The following is a 16,507-nucleotide window of genomic DNA, read 5'->3' on the forward strand; positions in this document are numbered from 1 at the left end:
TTTTGAAACACATGCCCTAACGCCGACTTTGGATTGTGCGCTGGAGTAGAAGGGTTTTCTAAATTCCTATTGGTAAGGTCTATCAAGTTCTAATAGACGTACACCGCGCCAGCCGAGGGTGCTGAATCATCGTTCTGATCCCCATTCACCCCGGTCGCTTTACTTGGATCGCGATAGCCGCCCACGGCCATGGTGCCACCATCCGTGCTGAGCCCCAGGCTGGCGCCGAAGCGATCACCGCCACGGGTATTGGATGGCTTCACATAGCTGGTTTGCGTCCAGGTGCCGGCATCTACGCCAAACACGTAAACGGCACCCGTATTGAGGGTGGTGTTGTCAGACTCGTCGCCGTTGATGCCTTTGGATGTGCCTGCCTCAATAATGGTGCTTACCGCCAGGCGGCTGCCATCACCGGATAATTTCACCCGATGACCGAACTGGTCCTGAGCCTCGGCATTGGATGCTTTGATATAGGTGGTTTGTTGCCAGCCTTGTCCATCTGACGTGAAAATATAAGCAGCGCCTGATAGGCGAGCCCCCGCAGACGGGTAATAAGAGTTGAGTTGTGGTAGATCCAAATCATCTGGCGCACCATTGATTCCGGTAGCCCTACTCCAATCACCTATCGCACCTACTGCCAAGGTATTTCCATTTGCCGAAAGACTTAAGCTTGAGCCGAATTGCAATTGCCAGGAAACGTAGTTGGGCTTCAGGTAGGTTTCCTGTTCCCAGGTATTGTCCAGTCGGTGGAAAATATAAACCGCTCCAGAATTTATCGTAGTCCACACAGGCTGGCCTTGAGCATTTACCAAATAAAGCCCGAAATCGTTATTCTCATTCCCATTTACGCCAGTTGACACCGAGTCTTCTCCAGGAGCACCGACGGCCAGGATGTTGCCATCTGCTGACAAGGCAACACTCGCTCCGAAAATGTCTCCTGGTCCAGCGTTGGAGGCTTTGATATAACTTTCTTGAGTCCAGATACCCTCTGCACGAGAAAACACATATACCGCTCCCGAACTGGTTCCACCAGGAATAGAGCTGGAGCTGGATGAGCTGCTGGTACTGCTCGATGAACTGCTGGACGACGAGCTATTGGATGAACTGGAACTGGATGCGCTGCCAGGAGTGGCATTGGCATTTTCGCAGCGATCAGGATTGCTGCTGGAGCTGCTGAAAGTAGGGATGCCGGAAATTAAGGACGATTCGGTGATCGAGCCCACTGCCAAGGTATTTCCATCTGCCGAGAGCGCCAAACTATAACCAAACTCTTGCTGAAGGTTAAACGGCTTCAGATAGGCCTCCTGGCTCCAGGTGGTACCGTCGCGGGTAAAAACATAAACCGCACCGACATTGATATTTGCCGGCACAATTTTCCCATCCGTATTTTTTACAAGATAATTACCTTGGTCACAATTAATGCCTGTGCCAGCGCTATCTTCTAACAATGCCGTTACCGCCAGCGTGTTGCCATCGTCTGACAAAGCCACCCGATAGCCAAAACGATCATTGGTGATAACCAAATCTTTGTCATCGTTAGGCTGCTCAGTATTAGATGCCTTGATATAAGCCTGTTGTGTCCAAACACCGTCAGCCAAAGCAAACACATAAACTGCCCCAGCGGACGGACTGGTGTTGCTGGCCTGATCACCGTTGATTCCTGTTGCATTACTATCTTCCGTAGGAGCACCGACTACCAACGTCTGCCCATCAGCAGACATATCCAGGCTCCAGCCAAACCAGTCACTGGTATCGGTATTAGACGCTTTAAAGTAACCGATAGCCCCCAGCATGGCGCCGGGTGTGGTCAGGGTGTTGGAATCGGTTTTGTCCGTACAGTCCTCGGAAAGGCAAGCCTCCACATAATAAGTCGCATTATCCCAATCATGCAGGTGGACGCTGATGGTGTCGGTAGCACTGGTGGTGGTCAGGTCAGCACCGACCTGGACGAACCCGCTGGACCCGTCCGCATTCTTGTAGAGGCGATAGGACAGGGCGCCGTCTACCGGTGTCCAGCTGAACGAAAGGGTCTTGGGTGAATCAGCCGTGACATTGATGCCGGGCCAGACGGCATTGGCGCTGGAGCTGGACGAACTGCTGGAACTGGACAGGCTGGAAGAGCTGCTGCTGGGGTCGGGAAATACATCGTCTTTTTTATCGCTGCCACCGCAGGCGGTCATGACCAATGCGCTGGTCAATATGGAAAAAACAAGGGCGCTACGGTTAAGCAAGCGCTGGATTCTATCTGTATTCATGCAGCCTGTTCCTGATAAAAAAACCTAGCCGGCGATTCTGTGTGTCATGGGGCGCGGTGTCAATCCAAACGCATAGATATCTGCAGGAGAGGTTAGGTTGGTGGTGTGGTGCGGTCTGGCGTGCGAATTAGGACTCCCTCAGCATACAATTGGTTCAGGAATTCGGACGGGAGCCGTCGGATACGGGATCCGGCGATGTCGGTGATACAGCGGTACACCGCGGCGCTCGGTGCAGGATCGCAGCGTGTCCCTCTGCGTTGTCGCACAATTTTTTACAAATCCCCGGCCCTTTTAAACGGAAATGCTCACGGAGGTGGTGATGGTGTCGATTACTTCTCAAACGCTTCGTATAAATGTTGCTCAATAGGTGAAGATTTTAACGCCATTCATGCTATCATCCGCCGCACATTTTCCCTGTCACTGCAACTCATAACATAAGAAGGATGCAGGAGAGGGTTTACGGGGGTGGTTCTCAGGAAAATTTATGACGACCGTTAGCGACTTGATGACCTCAGTGGGTTCCTCTGCCAGGGAAGACGACCTCCTGGTAGATGTTGTCGCCACCATGCGCGCCAACAATCATTCCTGTGCGGTCATCACAGCGGATGGCTTGGTTAAGGGAATTCTGACAGAGCGCGATCTGGTAGCGGCTTATTCACGCGCCCTGCAAACCGGGGTAATCGACTGTTGGACAGTGTCCGCCATCATGACGCCCGACCCGGTCTGCGTACGGCAGGACGCCAGCCTCTTCGATGCCCTGCGGCTTGCCCGCGCACATCATGTGCGCCATCTACCGGTCATAGATCACCAAGGTTATCTTGTGGGTATGGTCACCCACACTGACATGATTAATCTCTATGTCGACATCCTTGAGCAACAATCAGTATTAATGGACGCCAATACCGAGTTGCGTGCCCAGTCCCGGGAAGACCCGCTGCTGCGCATCGGCAATCGTCGTGCGATGCAAACGGATATGGCGAAAGTCTCAGCCACAGCGCAACGCACCCGCCAGGCCTACGCCATCGCCCTGCTGGATCTCGATTATTTCAAGCCCTTCAATGATCACTATGGTCATGTCGAGGGCGATCACGCCCTGCAAGCGGTTGTATCCGCGATAAAAAACACCATGCGTCAGGGCGATACCCTCTACCGCTATGGTGGTGAAGAACTGTTGATGTTATTGCCGGGCTCGGATATTCGCGATGCGAGTCATGCCGCTGAACGTGCGCGCCTGGCTGTCCAACAACTCGCCCTGACCCACGACCACAGCCCCTATCACATCCTGACCTTGAGTGGTGGTATTGCCAGCACGCGCGCCAGCCTTGCCGACGACTTGATTGCCCAGGCAGACAAGGCTCTCTACCGCGCCAAGGCGGAAGGGCGCAACCGTATTTGCGGCTCGGTTGACCTGGCTTCCGGGGTGTCGGTGGATACCCTGGAATCGCGCTGAAAAATCTGCTTTTGATGCCAGCGTAAGTTAGCGAGGGGCGGTGCGGCGGTCTATGCTTGAACCATGTGAGAGAAAATCCTGTCTGCGCTGACTCCCATGTAATTCGCACAGGACATAACGACACCCGTCAAGAGGTCCTGGTGTGGCGACACGTTTCCTGACTTGGTTTGATTATCCGCGCGATTCCGCTTTGTTGCTCTTTGGCACCTACGATCCTTACCTTGTCGTGCTGTCCGTCTTGCTGTCTGTGTTCGCGGCAAGCATGGCATTGCAGATGGCCGGCCAGGCGCGCCACAGCCATCATCGTCCGACCCGTTTCCTGATTTTGTTGACAGGTAGCCTGGCCCTGGGTGGTGGTGTCTGGGCCATGCATTTTGTCGGCATGCTGTCATTTGCGCTGTGTGCCAACGTGCGATACGACCGCGTCCTGACGCTGGTGTCGTTTCTTCCGGGATTCTTTGCATCAGGTATTGCCCTACATCTCCTGAGTCATGCGCAGGTCAGGCTGCGCCAGTTGGTCATTGGCGGCACCCTGGTGGGATGTGGTATCGGCGCGATGCATTACACCGGGATGGCCGCAATGGAGATGGCACCGTTACTGCGCATTGACCCCCTGATGTTTGTCGTGTCATTAGGGGTGGCGGTGGTGCTGGCGATCCTCGGCTTCTGGATACGCTTTCGCGTGCGCTGGCAAAGCGAACTTGCCTCGGTATTGCTCGGTGGTTGCGTTCTGGGCCTGGCGATCAATGCCATGCATTACACCGGCATGGCAGCAGCGCGTTTTGTGGGCGTGGCCGAGCTGGCGGAAAACAATCCCACCAATGACGCCACCTTTATTGCGCTCACCATCAGTGCGCTCACTATTGCGCTGACGCTGCTGGTGTTGGTGGTGAATGGCTTGCTGCGCTATCGCGAATTGTTTCGTCGCCTGCGATATCAGCAGCTACAGCACAAAACCATCTTTGAAACTGCCATTGAGAGTTTGATTCTGTTTGATGGGGACGGCGTGATTCGCGATATCAATCCGGCGGCGGAGCGGTTGTTCGGTTGGCGAATAAAAGAAATTCGAGGGAAAGCGATCACTTACCTGTTACCCAGCTTGCATGAACAAGACTACACGCGCGGTAAAGATGTCATTGGGTTGCATAAAAACGGACGCTCCATGCCGGTGCACCTTACCATTGGTAAGGCGCAGATGCCTGAAAACACGTTTTATGTAGCGGTTGTGGGTGATATCGCTGAACGTAAACAATTTGAAACGGCATTGCGTGAAAGCGAGGAAAAATTTCGTTCATTGGTCGGCAATTTACCCGGCATTTCTTATCGCTGCTTGCCCGACAAAGACTGGACCATGTTGTATATCAGTGATGCGGTAGAGCGATTTACCGGTTATCCGGCGAAAGCCTTTATGCGACCGGGAGGCATTACGTTTAGTGATATTGTGCATCCGGATGATCGGGAACGGATCGGCTTGCACATCCTTAACAGCGACAAAGTTTTTGAAGTGGAATATCGCATCATCCACAAAGATGGCCGGATTCTTTGGGTATGGGAAAACGGCAGCCTGATCACCAACGACGTGGGTGAAATTGTGTGGCTCGACGGGGTGATCCTGGATATTTCCCAACGCTACGAGATGGAGCAGGTCTTGCGCCATGAAAAAATAAAAGCCGAGCAGGCGGTGGCAGTGAAAACAGAATTTTTGGCCAATATGAGCCACGAAATTCGCACCCCGATGAATGCGATCATTGGCTTTATCGACATTCTTTTACAGACTCCGCTGAGTGAAGAACAAAAACAATATCTCGATACCATCAATCACGCTTCCGGCTCGTTACTGCATTTGCTTAACGATGTGCTGGATACCGCCAAACTGGAGCGTGGTGTGGTAGAGCTGGAAGAGGTTAATTTTTCGTTAACTGAATTGCTGTATCAGGTGCTGGCCACCTTTAAGGTCAATGCGGAGCAAAAAGGTCTGGCGTTGCGCCTGGAATACGCGTCTGGCATGGGTGAGTTTTTTCGCGGCGATGAACAGCGCCTGCGTCAGGTGTTGGTCAATCTGATCGGTAATGCGGTGAAATTTACTGAGCGCGGGGAAGTGGTGGTGAATGTATCCGCAGACGTAGGCTTTATTGGTTTTGCCATCCGCGATAGCGGCATTGGCATTGCGGCTGATCGGCTGCAACACATCTTTGAACCCTTCACGCAAGCGGATGCTTCCATGACCCGCCGCTTTGGCGGTTCGGGGTTGGGCACCACCATCAGCAAGCAGTTAATTGAATTGATGGGCGGCACCATCAGCGTTACCAGTGAATTGGGTAAAGGATCGGTCTTCAGTTTTCGCATTCCGTTGTTACAGGGAGAAATCCATACGCGCCTGCCGGATCGTCAATTGTTGGCGCTACCCCCGTTGCGCATTCTGGTTGTCGATGATGTCGTGCCGAATGTGCAGTTACTGGACATTCTGTTGCGCAAAGGCGGGCATCAGGTCACTGCTGTGATGGACGGCGCAGAGGCGCTGGCCGTATTCCAGCAGCGTACCTTTGATGTGGTATTGATGGACGTGCAAATGCCGGTGATGGACGGCCTGGAGTCCAGCCGTTTGATGCGTCAACACGAACAGGCGAATCAATTAAAGCCCACACCGATTATCGCGTTGACCGCCAGCGTGCTGGACGCCGACAAACTGGCCGCACGCGAGGCGGGAATGGACGGTTTTGCCACTAAACCGATCAACCTGTTTGAGTTGCAATCGGAGATGGCGCGCTTGCTCGGTCTGACGGTGCAAACGCAAGTTTGTTCATCGTCGAACCCGGTGTCGGCACCGGTGCCCATTTCGCTCAGTGCGGGCCTGGCCCTGTGGCAAAGCGAAACGTTTTATTACAACGCGCTGCGTCAATTTATCGCCGAAAATCGCGCTCTGGTGGAAAATCTTGAAGCGGCACTAAAGCTGCAAAATGTGTCGGCGGTTGCCCAGCTCTTGCATCGGGCGCGCGGTGCGGCAGTGAATCTTGCACTGCCGGCTCTGGCAGACGTGCTTAAGCACATTGCGCAAATACCGCTAGAACAACTCCATGGTGACACCTGGCTCAAGCAGCGTGACGAATTGCAAAGCGTATTTGATCAGCTGGTTGCCGCTGTCAATGCTCTGCCGCAATTACGCGAAATGATTGCACCGCAATTGTTGATTGATCCCGCGCACAGTGCGTTGGCGATTACCCAATTAAAAACAGCGTTAGGCCGAGGTGAGCTGGATGAAGCATCCCTGCGCCTGATCAAACAGGCTTTTCGTGCAGATGCCCATCAAATCATTATTGGCCGAATCCAGCAGGCGATGATGGATTTCGAATTTTCAGCGGCCTTGCGCCACCTGGACACATTACAACAACAGCTAGCCGATACCTGACATCAACAATAATCAATAACGAATAGGGTGGGAATCACCGTATGACCACAGACTTCAGCATCACCATTCTGGTGGTGGACGATGAGGCAACCAACCTGAATGTGTTGCGCCAAATCCTCAAACAACACTACCGTTTGCTGTTCGCGAAATCGCCGGAAGATGCATTGGAGCTGGCCGATGCCGAGCTGCCCGATTTGATCCTGCTCGATGTGATGATGCCGGAGATGAACGGTTATCAGGTATGTGAAAAATTAAAACACAATGTGCGCACGCAACATATCCCGGTGATTTTTGTAAGCGCGTTAAGCGATGCCGCCGAAGAAGCACAGGGCTTTGCAGTCGGCGGAGTGGATTACATTACCAAGCCGGTAAGTGGTGCCATTGTGCGTGCACGGGTAGCGACGCATTTGTCCCTGGTGCGTGTGGATGAATTAAAGAAAACGCGTCTGGAAATTGTGCAGCGACTTGGTTTGGCCGCTGAATATAAAGATAACGAAACCGGGCTCCACGTTATTCGCATGAGCCACTATTCCCACATTATTGCCCGCGCTGCCGGCTTTGATGAAGCCACGGCAGAAGATTTGTTGCACGCGGCCCCCATGCACGACATCGGCAAGATTGGCATTCCCGATAGTATCTTGCAAAAGCCCGGCAAATTAACGCCGGACGAGTGGGCGGTCATGCGTGAACATCCGGTGATTGGTGCACGCATTATCGGTGTGCATCCCGCCGGTTTATTACATATGGCCCACGACATCGCCTTGACGCATCACGAGCGCTGGGACGGCAGTGGGTATCCGCGCGGTTTGCAAGGCGAGGACATTCCAATGGTGGGACGTATTGTGGCTGTGGCGGATGTCTTTGATGCCCTTACCACTCAGCGGCCCTACAAAAAAGCCTGGCCGCTGAATGAAGCCATTGCGTATATTCGCGAACAATGCGGCAAGCATTTTGATCCGCAACTGGTTGAATTATTTCTTGAACAGTTGCCGGCGATACTGGAGGTTAAGGAGCGCTGGGCCGAAAAAATATAAACGACAATTACGCCGGCCCGGGCTACAGGGTTTTCAAAAATTCAACCAAGGCCAGGCGTTTCTCTTCACTAATGGGCGGCAGTGTACGCATCACCAGCTTGCCAGCTTCATCCCTGACCAATTGACCGCGCTCATCCACAACGGCAACCGGCGTAACACCTGCTGCATATTCATGGCCTTTGTTTGAATTGCCCGGCAGCCGAGTGTCCAACACAAACACCGCCGGGTAATCGCGCGGGTCGCGTTGAACGAGTCCTACCTTGACCGGATCAAGTTCGCGCGAACCGAGGGTGAATTGATTGGCCCGGCAAAATTTTCCCGCCGCTATCTCGTCATCGCTGCAACTGGGCAGAAACAATTCATAGAGGTTAGCTACGGAACCATTGTGCAAATAGGGCGCCGTGGCCCAAATACCATTCAGCGGTCTTGCTTTGTAGGCCTTGAGCGTTTGCAGATTCGCTTTATCGACGTACTCAAAATCCAGCAGCTTGTGAGTCGATGAGATGGACACGGTTGGCCGCCGGGTATGGTCAATACCTTTCGCGCTTTCCTGCGGTGCCGCCGCGCGAATAACCCCTTCGGTCACATCACGCACCGCGGCCAGGGCTGATACTCGGGGGCCAAATGTTTTGCTGGGCGGTTTGAGGGAAACCAGGCCTTCCAGGTACCCGCTCTTGTCGGTGTAATAGAGCGCATTGTTAGCCATGACGGGATCGGTGTTGACCTGCTGCACACTGCTGAAGCGGGCAATAATTCGTCGCTCTGGATCGTTACGGTCAATGAGTTGATGACATGTGTGGCATTGGTATTCAACATAAACCGCCAGGCCTTTCCCTGCCAGTTCATGGTTGATCGGCGGCAGGATTTTTTGATCCGCCAGTTCTTGCCAGCGGGGCGACCAGAGCTTTTCCAGGTGCGTTTCCAGGTGGCGCAGGTTGTGAATATTGACGGAAGAGGTGTAGCCGGCATCCTCGGGTAAACGCTGCAAATCCATGCTGGCAAATACACCGATAGCTTGCCCGACGTTGCGCGATAAGGTGCCGTCCGCTTCGTTGTCGCCCACGCCGTTCCACTGCACAAAATCATGGTGGGGTGTGTCCCACAAAGGCGGGTAGCTGACCGGTGCATTAGCCGGATTACCATTGTCTGTACCGGGTGTGAGATGAGCGAAAACCCGGTTGTAAATCCGCCCAAACGCATCAAGGCGTCCATAGCCGTACGGCACCGGTTGCTGGTCTGCATAAGAGGCATTGGCGGTGTTATAGCGGCGCAGGTTTTGCGCCAGAGACTTCAGCTCATCGCGCAAGGCCTGTTGGTGCTCCGCGTCGGTGTTAGCAAGAACCCTGTTGGCAAAGCGGATAAATTTTTCTGAATCATTAACCGTGGCAGCGAGTGCATCGGCCAGCTCAATTAACAGCTTGTCCATATCTGACAGGGTCGGCCCACCGTCAATCCGAATCGCGACGCCCTGATAGTTAACCTGGCCCGTGTGGCAGGCCGCGCAGGTTAAACCGACATAGTCTTTACCCTGATAAGTCTCTTTGACCCAACCCAGTGGCAAGCCGTCCGGATTAGCAGGCGAGGGCTTTTGGGTGAGGTAACGCAGGCGATTCATATTGTCGCTGTGACGAAACAGCGCCGGGCGCTCAGCCTGCTCCAGATGCAGGAAGATGTTATAGGGTAAGAGATGGGAACCCTGGGGCGTGTTGTAGAACCATAAACTGTCATCGGGGTCCCAGTTCTGGTTGGGATAAATCACACGCGATGCCCGATCACCAAACGTATCTTCGGGTAACAACAACGCCTTGCGAGGCGTATCAATTACACCGTGAGAGTGTGACGTGCAACCGGACACCATCAGTGTCAGCAGCGATACCAGAAACATAAAACGAACTGAATTCATCATGGTGCTTCCTTACGATAAAGCGCGATAAAACGATGGTTTCAAGTGGTAATCCAACCAAGCCTGCTGTCACAGCGGGAGATACATTTCCCCCCGAGCAGTGGTAATGCATTGTTGACAGTCCAACGAACGCTGGCAACGGGCTTTCACCATAAAGGTCAGACAAAAAGTTTATTTTGGCGGATAAATCACTCTCGATACAAGTCTATGATGAATTCGCTTGCGCCTGAGCCGTTTGTGCGTAAACTGCCGCCCCCTGTTTTAGTCGGATCATCATCCGCAAAGTGGTAATCGGCATAGATGTTTTACCCACGGCAATCATTCTTACAATAAGGTCATTCCCCCATGCAGCATCACGCCTGTTTTACCCGGCTGGAACTCGACAACCGCCTCGGTCAAAAGGTTTTCCTGGGCGTTACCCATATACCCACAGAGCTGCGCGATTACGTTTTTGTTACCGCGTTGAGCCAGCAGGCGTCGAGTTTTGTGGGAAAAAATGCCGACCATTTCGCGTTTCAGTTATTGCATCGTTTTCAACTTGACACGAAGCATTTTGAATTGGTGGAATTGCGCAGCGCCGCCGATGAGCAAAGCCTGTGGCGCTGGCGTTTTGAGTGGGTGGGCACCACACCCTTGTCAGGAAGAGGTGAGTTAGTGACCTCACCTGTGCAACGACAACAATTGATGCGTTTGCTCGATCCCCACGATCAACTGAAGGCTGCGGCCACCTAAACAACAAAAATTGAGCGCTATGAAAACCAATTGCTTACCGAAGATGACTGCCATGTTGTTGCTCGACCGGGACAATGTGGAGGTGGGTGTAGATGTAAAAGTCCTTGCACTGGCCGGGACTGTTGCGGTTTTTATGGCGGATAGACAAAACAACGCAAGCAGTTCTATCTCACGCAACGCTGCCACCTATCTCGCGCAGTTGACGCGGCGACTGGATTTGCATCCCACCAGCACACAATTTTATCGCCACGTTTATCATCCCCAGCAAGGCAGCCTGTTTGGTCGCTTTGATATCGTGTGGAATGACATGGCGTTGGTGAATTATAAATTTGTCATGCTGAACAATCTGGATGAAGGCAAGCGGTTGCAGGACTGGATTGCCAAGGCAACGGTCGTTCCCATCACCTATGGCCAGACACGCAATCTGGCCAGGCCGACCGAGCCGCAGGAGATTTCTCCGGCGGCAGGTTATTAGGGCCTGTTCACACAGGCCCTAAACTTTCGTGTTATCAATCCCATCCAGAATGCCTGCCTGATCGGCAGGCGTTTTCCCGCGTAAAACGCGAATGCCAACCAACAGTACCAGGCTCAGAATGGCAAGAGGCAAGCTGCCCCACCGCATAAAAGGCGTCATACCCTCAGCGGCGTAAACCTGTCCGCTCAGGGTTTCGGTGGAGAAGGCCTTGCTGAAGTTGATGATGCGACCCTTCTCATCGATAAACGCACTGCTGCCGTTATTGGTGCTGTACACCAGGTAACGGCCGGTTTCCAGGGCGCGCATCTGCGCCATCTCCATAAACTGCAAGGGCCCGATGGAATCGCCGAACCAGCCCAGGTTACTGATGGTCAGCAACACCTGCGCATCCCGCGCGCTGAAAGCGACTAAATCCGGGTACACCAATTCATAACAAACCGACGGTGAAACGGCGACCTGGCCGATCTGGATTCCCCGTTGCTCCATCGGGCCAAACGCGATGATGGAGGTCGGCAAATCAAAGAAGTGGATCAAACCGCGCAGCCAGTCTTCGAGCGGCACGTATTCACCAAACGGCACCAGGCGGCGTTTATGGTAGATCCCCATGGCATCACCGAACCCGGCAATCGAGTTGTAGTAATTATCATCCCGCGGGTTATCGTAGATGATGCCGGTCATTAAGCCTGTGCCTTCTTCAGTGGCGCGGTCATTCATTTCGTTTAAAAAAGGCAGGGCCTGGTGGTAAGTGAGGGGAATGGCTGCTTCCGGCCAGATAACCCAATCATTCTGCCAAAGGTCTTCCGTCATGGTGCGCAGCAAATCCAGCGTAGGCTCGACAAAAGCAGCACTCCATTTGATGTCCTGTGAGATGTTTGGCTGAACCATGGCGACGTTAATCGGCTTATCGTCCAAATGAGTCCAGGCCACATCTTTCAGCGCAAATCCGGCCAGCCAGAGGACAACCACCACACTTCCGAGCAGCGCCACCGCGCGCTGACGCCATTGCCAAAGTAATTGAGCGATGACGCCCGCTGTTAACGCGCAGAGAAAACCCAGGCCGATCACGCCGATCACCGGCGCCCAACCGGATAACGGGGTGTGCAAATGCGCATAGCCACTGTACAACCAGGGAAAGCCAGTCAGGAACCAGTAGCGAAAGCATTCACCCAAAAGCCAAGTCGCGGGAAAGGCCAGCAATAAACTCCAGCGCCAGCGGCTGAACCAACGCCCGTAAAGATAGAAGGGCAGGCTGAACATCAAGGCCATAAAACAAACAAACAGCAGCGTCAAAAAGCCCGCCAGCAACGGCGAGGCGCCGCCAAAATCGTGGATGCTTACATAAATCCACGACACCCCCACACCATACAAGCCAACACCAAAAAACCAGGCGCGCTTGAAAACCTGGGCCAGTGAACCTTGTTCAAGCAGTAAGGCCAGGAGCGCCATGCCGCCGATACCCAGTGGCCAGAGTTGAAAAGGGGCGAGGCTGAGCGGAATCAGGGTGCCGGCAACCACAGCCAGGATGCCGGCGAGCCAGCCGGGCAGGGTTTGCAGGCGCGATACGAAGGGTGAGACAGTCATGTAGGAAAAGTCGTCGCAGAGATTAAAAGGGCTGCTAAAAAAATCCCGCCGGGAGAGGCGGGATTGTTGCTATTTGTTGACGGTCAACCTTAGCAGATGTATTTGTCGGTTGTCTGCATAGAGCACCCGGAACTGGAAGTTATCGATCGTCGCCACCTCGTTGCGCTTGGGCAGATGGCCGAACTCCTGCATCAGGATACCGCCAATAGTGTCGAAGTCATCTTCGCTCAAGCCCGAACCAAAAAACTCGTTGAATTCCTCGATGGGGGTGAGCGCTTTAACGATATAGTCGGTTTCGCCGACGCGCTTGATGAAATCATCGCTGACTTCTTCATCGGTTTCATCTTCGATATCCCCGACAATTTCTTCCAGAATATCTTCAATGGTGAGCAGACCGGAAATACCGCCGTACTCATCAATCACCAACGCCATGTGATAACGCTTCTCGCGGAATTCACGCAGCAGCACATTCACGCGTTTGCTTTCGGGAATGATATTGGCTGGGCGCAGAATATTTTCCAGGTTGAAATCCTGCTGGTTATCCAGCAGCAGGCGCAACAAATCTTTGGCCAACAGAATGCCGCGAATGTCATCGGCAGATTCACCGATTACCGGGAAGCGCGAGTGACCGGATTCGATAATCTTGGGTAAAAATTCCTGAGGCGTATCGTCAATGCGCACAGCGACGATTTGCGAGCGCGGCACCATGATTTCACGGGCCTGCAGGGAGGACACATCCATGGCGCCTTCAATGATGCTCAAGGCTTCCTGATCCAACAACTGGTTATTGGCGGCATCCTTAATGATGTCCAGTAATTCTTCGCGGGATTTAGGTTCAGCGCTAAAGGCGTGGAGCAGTTTGTCCAGCCAGGACCGGTCTTGCTTTTCAATGCGGTCTGCTTGGCGCTGAACGCTGCTACTCGTGGGATCGTCCGACATGGTAATGCTTTCCTGTGATAGAAAAATGATTCTGTGAGGGTTGTTATTCGTGTAGTTCGTAAGGTGCCGGAAAACCCATGCCCGTCAGGATGTGTGTTTCCAGGCCTTCCATTTCCTCTGCCTCGGGGTCGGTTATATGGTCATACCCCAACAAATGCAAGGTCCCGTGAACCACCATATGAGCCCAGTGGGCCTCCAGGGTTTTACGCTGCTCGACCGCCTCACGTTCTACGACCGGGGCACAGATTACGAGATCCCCCAATAACGGAAGATTTAATTCGGGGGGAATGTCGGCAGGGAAAGAGAGCACATTGGTGGGTTTGTCTTGTTGGCGATAGCGCAGGTTCAGTTCCTGGCTTTCTGCCTCATCCACAATGTAAACACTAACTTCGGACGTGGAACGGTCCAGATCAGGCACTGCCGCCAGGGCAGTGCTGATCCAATGTTCAATGTGTTCGGTGACGGGAATCCGGGTGCTGCTGCTGGCAACATCAATATCAACGTGAGTGGCCATGATAATCAGCTGGTTATGCCCGGTTTCTGCTCGAATTGATCGTAAGCCTCGACAATACGTTGTACCAGGGGATGGCGCACCACGTCTTTGGAGTTGAAGTGGGTAAAGCTGATACCCGCCACATTTTCAAGCACTTCGATCGCATGACGTAACCCGGATTGCTGGCCCCGCGGCAAGTCGATCTGGGTGGGGTCACCGGTGATGACCGCTGTGGTGCCGAACCCGATACGGGTAAGGAACATCTTCATTTGTTCCCGCGTGGTGTTCTGGCTCTCGTCAAGGATAACAAAGGAGTTGTTGAGCGTGCGGCCCCGCATAAAGGCCAGTGGTGCGACCTCAATGACGCCGCGCTCCATCAACTTGCCAACCGTCTCAAAGCCCAGCATCTCGAACAGCGCATCGTAGAGGGGGCGCAAGTAAGGGTCGACCTTTTGCGCGAGGTCACCCGGCAGAAAGCCCAGCTTTTCTCCGGCTTCTACTGCGGGACGAACCAGTAAGATTCGCTCCACTTCGTCCTTTAACAGGGCCTCAACCGCACAGGCGACGGCAAGGTAGGTTTTGCCGGTACCGGCCGGGCCGATACCAAAGTTAATATCGTTATTTTGCACAGCGCGCACATAGCGCTGCTGGTTCAGGCCGCGCGGTTTGATCGTGCACTTCTTGGTACGGATCAAGGTAATACCGGCGCTGGTGTCCTCGTTATCCTGTTCCGTGGCAGTGTCGGTGGTATCAGCGTCGTAAGGGGTATTCAATTGTTCCATAAGGGCCTCTATGCCGGAGGTTTGCAGGGCGAGATGAATCTCGTCCGGCGTCAGCTCGACATTATCGGTTTCTCGGTAAAGGTGGCGTAATAACTCAGCGGCGGCCTGGGTGGGATGTGTTTCACCAACCAGGGCAAACTCATTGCCGCGGTTGCGGATTTCCACATTCAGGCGTTGTTCGATCTGGCGCAGGTGTTGGCCGAACTGACCGCAGAGATTGGCGAGGCGTCGGCTATCATCCGGTTCCAAGGTCAACTGACGGGTGATAGCGTCGGGGCTGGTAACTACATGGCTATTCATCAATGGGGAGTCGAGGCTCTTTTGACTGTACACGGCTAAAGACTAAACCATTCCCGGAGCGGGTAAAAGCCTCTTTATCGGCCAATTGATTCTTTCCAACACTTTTTTACTAACCTTCGGTTATAGAGACCTGGCCTAGTCTGCCGGTGGTTTGCGAGCCAGGCGCCATCGCTGGAGCCATTGGTCGTGCTCGAACAACAACACGATCACCAGCGATAAAGCGAAGGGAATCAACAGGTAAAACAACCGGAAGACCAGCAGCGCGGCTATCACATCGGCGGGGTTCACATCCGGCAGCGCCAGCAGGAAGACCACTTCCAGCACCCCAAGCCCACCCGGCGCGTGGGAAACCAGCGCGGCGGAGAAGGAGGCCAGGAAGATGCCCAATACCAGCAGGAAACCGGGGTTGCTGGCGGCAGGCAGCGCAAAGTAAATAATGGCTGCCGCACCAATCAGCTCCAGCGGACCAATGATCAGTTGGCGTACCACTATGGGTAAGCGCGGGTACTGCAAGCGAAAGTTGCGGATACGCAGGGACTTGAGGCGCAGACTGCTGCCGACCACATAGAGTCCGGTGGCAGCCAGCATTGCCACACCGCTGGCAATCGGCACCCACAGCGCCAGGTCTTCAAAAAATCGGTTAAGCAGCCGGGGTTCGATCAGCAATACGATGCCGCCCAATAGGATGGAGCCCAGGGTAAAGGTAAACGAACAAAAGGCTACCAGCACGCCAACGTCTGCACCGCTGAGCCCCTTGGCCGTGTAAGCCCGATAGCGCACGACCGCCCCGGAAAACACCGAGGCGCCGATGTTATGGCCAATCGCATAAGCTGTGAAGGAAGCCGCCGCGATATAACCCCAGGAGATTTTTTTGCGCAGGTGCATCAACGCGAGCCGGTCATAGCCAGCGAGGGCGGCATAGGCGAGGAGCGTGGCGAGGGCTGACAACAGCCAGCCACTGAAAGGGATTGCATTGAGGCTGTCGACGATATCGTCAAAAGAGATGTCGCGCAGCTGATGGAACAACAACCAAGCCGAAAATCCTACCGCAGCCAGTCCAATAATCGGCCACACGTAGTCCTTGTTCAACCTCATCATGCAGTTCCTTACCTAATCAAACGCTGCCGGGACTTTTACCGGAGCGCATAGTTGAGTCT

General features: G+C 53.8%; 12 protein-coding genes. 5 read left to right on the forward strand and 7 right to left on the reverse strand.

Going from position 1 to position 16,507, the window contains the following annotated elements; genetic code table 11:
- Window positions 1-89 precede the first annotated feature (89 nt).
- Window positions 90-2,255: an FG-GAP repeat protein gene (locus ACSV5M_RS11340; protein WP_439176306.1), complete on the reverse strand. Its 2,166-nt coding sequence runs from the start codon at window positions 2,253-2,255 to the stop codon at window positions 90-92.
- Window positions 2,256-2,739: 484 nt separating this feature from the next.
- On the opposite strand from ACSV5M_RS11340, the gene ACSV5M_RS11345 reads away from it, so the two are divergent.
- From ACSV5M_RS11345 to ACSV5M_RS11355, 3 genes are all read left to right on the forward strand, one after another.
- Window positions 2,740-3,705, forward strand: coding sequence for a diguanylate cyclase domain-containing protein (locus tag ACSV5M_RS11345; RefSeq protein WP_439176307.1), 966 nt, complete (start codon window positions 2,740-2,742; stop codon window positions 3,703-3,705).
- A gap of 142 nt (window positions 3,706-3,847) precedes the next feature.
- The gene (locus tag ACSV5M_RS11350) at window positions 3,848-7,111 is read left to right on the forward strand and encodes an MHYT domain-containing protein (RefSeq protein WP_439176308.1); all 3,264 of its coding nucleotides are present in this window, start codon (window positions 3,848-3,850) and stop codon (window positions 7,109-7,111) included.
- Between the two features lie 41 nt (window positions 7,112-7,152).
- Window positions 7,153-8,145 carry an HD domain-containing phosphohydrolase gene (locus ACSV5M_RS11355; RefSeq protein ID WP_439176309.1) on the forward strand — a complete coding sequence of 331 codons (993 nt, stop codon included), beginning with the start codon at window positions 7,153-7,155 and terminating at the stop codon, window positions 8,143-8,145.
- A gap of 22 nt (window positions 8,146-8,167) precedes the next feature.
- Here ACSV5M_RS11355 and ACSV5M_RS11360 read toward each other — a convergent pair whose 3' ends face one another.
- Window positions 8,168-10,051 (reverse strand): di-heme-cytochrome C peroxidase, encoded by a 1,884-nt coding sequence (locus ACSV5M_RS11360; protein WP_439176310.1) that lies wholly within the window; start codon window positions 10,049-10,051, stop codon window positions 8,168-8,170.
- A gap of 342 nt (window positions 10,052-10,393) precedes the next feature.
- Here ACSV5M_RS11360 and ACSV5M_RS11365 point away from each other — a divergent pair, with 342 nt between their 5' ends.
- Both ACSV5M_RS11365 and ACSV5M_RS11370 read left to right on the forward strand, forming a co-directional pair.
- Window positions 10,394-10,780 (forward strand): hypothetical protein, encoded by a 387-nt coding sequence (locus ACSV5M_RS11365; RefSeq protein WP_439176311.1) that lies wholly within the window; start codon window positions 10,394-10,396, stop codon window positions 10,778-10,780.
- 19 nt (window positions 10,781-10,799) lie between these two features.
- Window positions 10,800-11,255, forward strand: a complete 456-nt coding sequence (locus ACSV5M_RS11370; protein ID WP_439176312.1) for a hypothetical protein — start codon at window positions 10,800-10,802, stop codon at window positions 11,253-11,255.
- An 18-nt stretch (window positions 11,256-11,273) separates the two neighbouring features.
- On the opposite strand, the gene lnt is transcribed toward ACSV5M_RS11370, so the two are convergent.
- The 5 genes from lnt to ACSV5M_RS11395 form a co-directional block, all read right to left on the reverse strand.
- Entirely contained in the window at window positions 11,274-12,836 is a 1,563-nt protein-coding gene (gene lnt, locus ACSV5M_RS11375) for an apolipoprotein N-acyltransferase (protein WP_439176313.1), read from the reverse strand.
- Window positions 12,837-12,905: 69 nt separating this feature from the next.
- Window positions 12,906-13,775: an HlyC/CorC family transporter gene (locus tag ACSV5M_RS11380; protein WP_439176314.1), complete on the reverse strand. Its 870-nt coding sequence runs from the start codon at window positions 13,773-13,775 to the stop codon at window positions 12,906-12,908.
- A gap of 43 nt (window positions 13,776-13,818) precedes the next feature.
- Window positions 13,819-14,289 carry an rRNA maturation RNase YbeY gene (gene ybeY, locus ACSV5M_RS11385; protein WP_439176315.1) on the reverse strand — a complete coding sequence of 157 codons (471 nt, stop codon included), beginning with the start codon at window positions 14,287-14,289 and terminating at the stop codon, window positions 13,819-13,821.
- Window positions 14,290-14,294: 5 nt separating this feature from the next.
- A complete protein-coding gene (locus ACSV5M_RS11390; protein WP_439176316.1) occupies window positions 14,295-15,350 on the reverse strand; it encodes a PhoH family protein in 1,056 nt (351 codons plus the stop codon).
- A 135-nt stretch (window positions 15,351-15,485) separates the two neighbouring features.
- Window positions 15,486-16,448, reverse strand: a complete 963-nt coding sequence (locus tag ACSV5M_RS11395; RefSeq protein WP_439176317.1) for a lysylphosphatidylglycerol synthase domain-containing protein — start codon at window positions 16,446-16,448, stop codon at window positions 15,486-15,488.
- Between the last annotated feature and the right edge of the window lie 59 nt (window positions 16,449-16,507).

Source organism: Cellvibrio sp. ARAG 10.3, from assembly GCF_051846955.1.
GTDB lineage: Bacteria > Pseudomonadota > Gammaproteobacteria > Pseudomonadales > Cellvibrionaceae > Cellvibrio.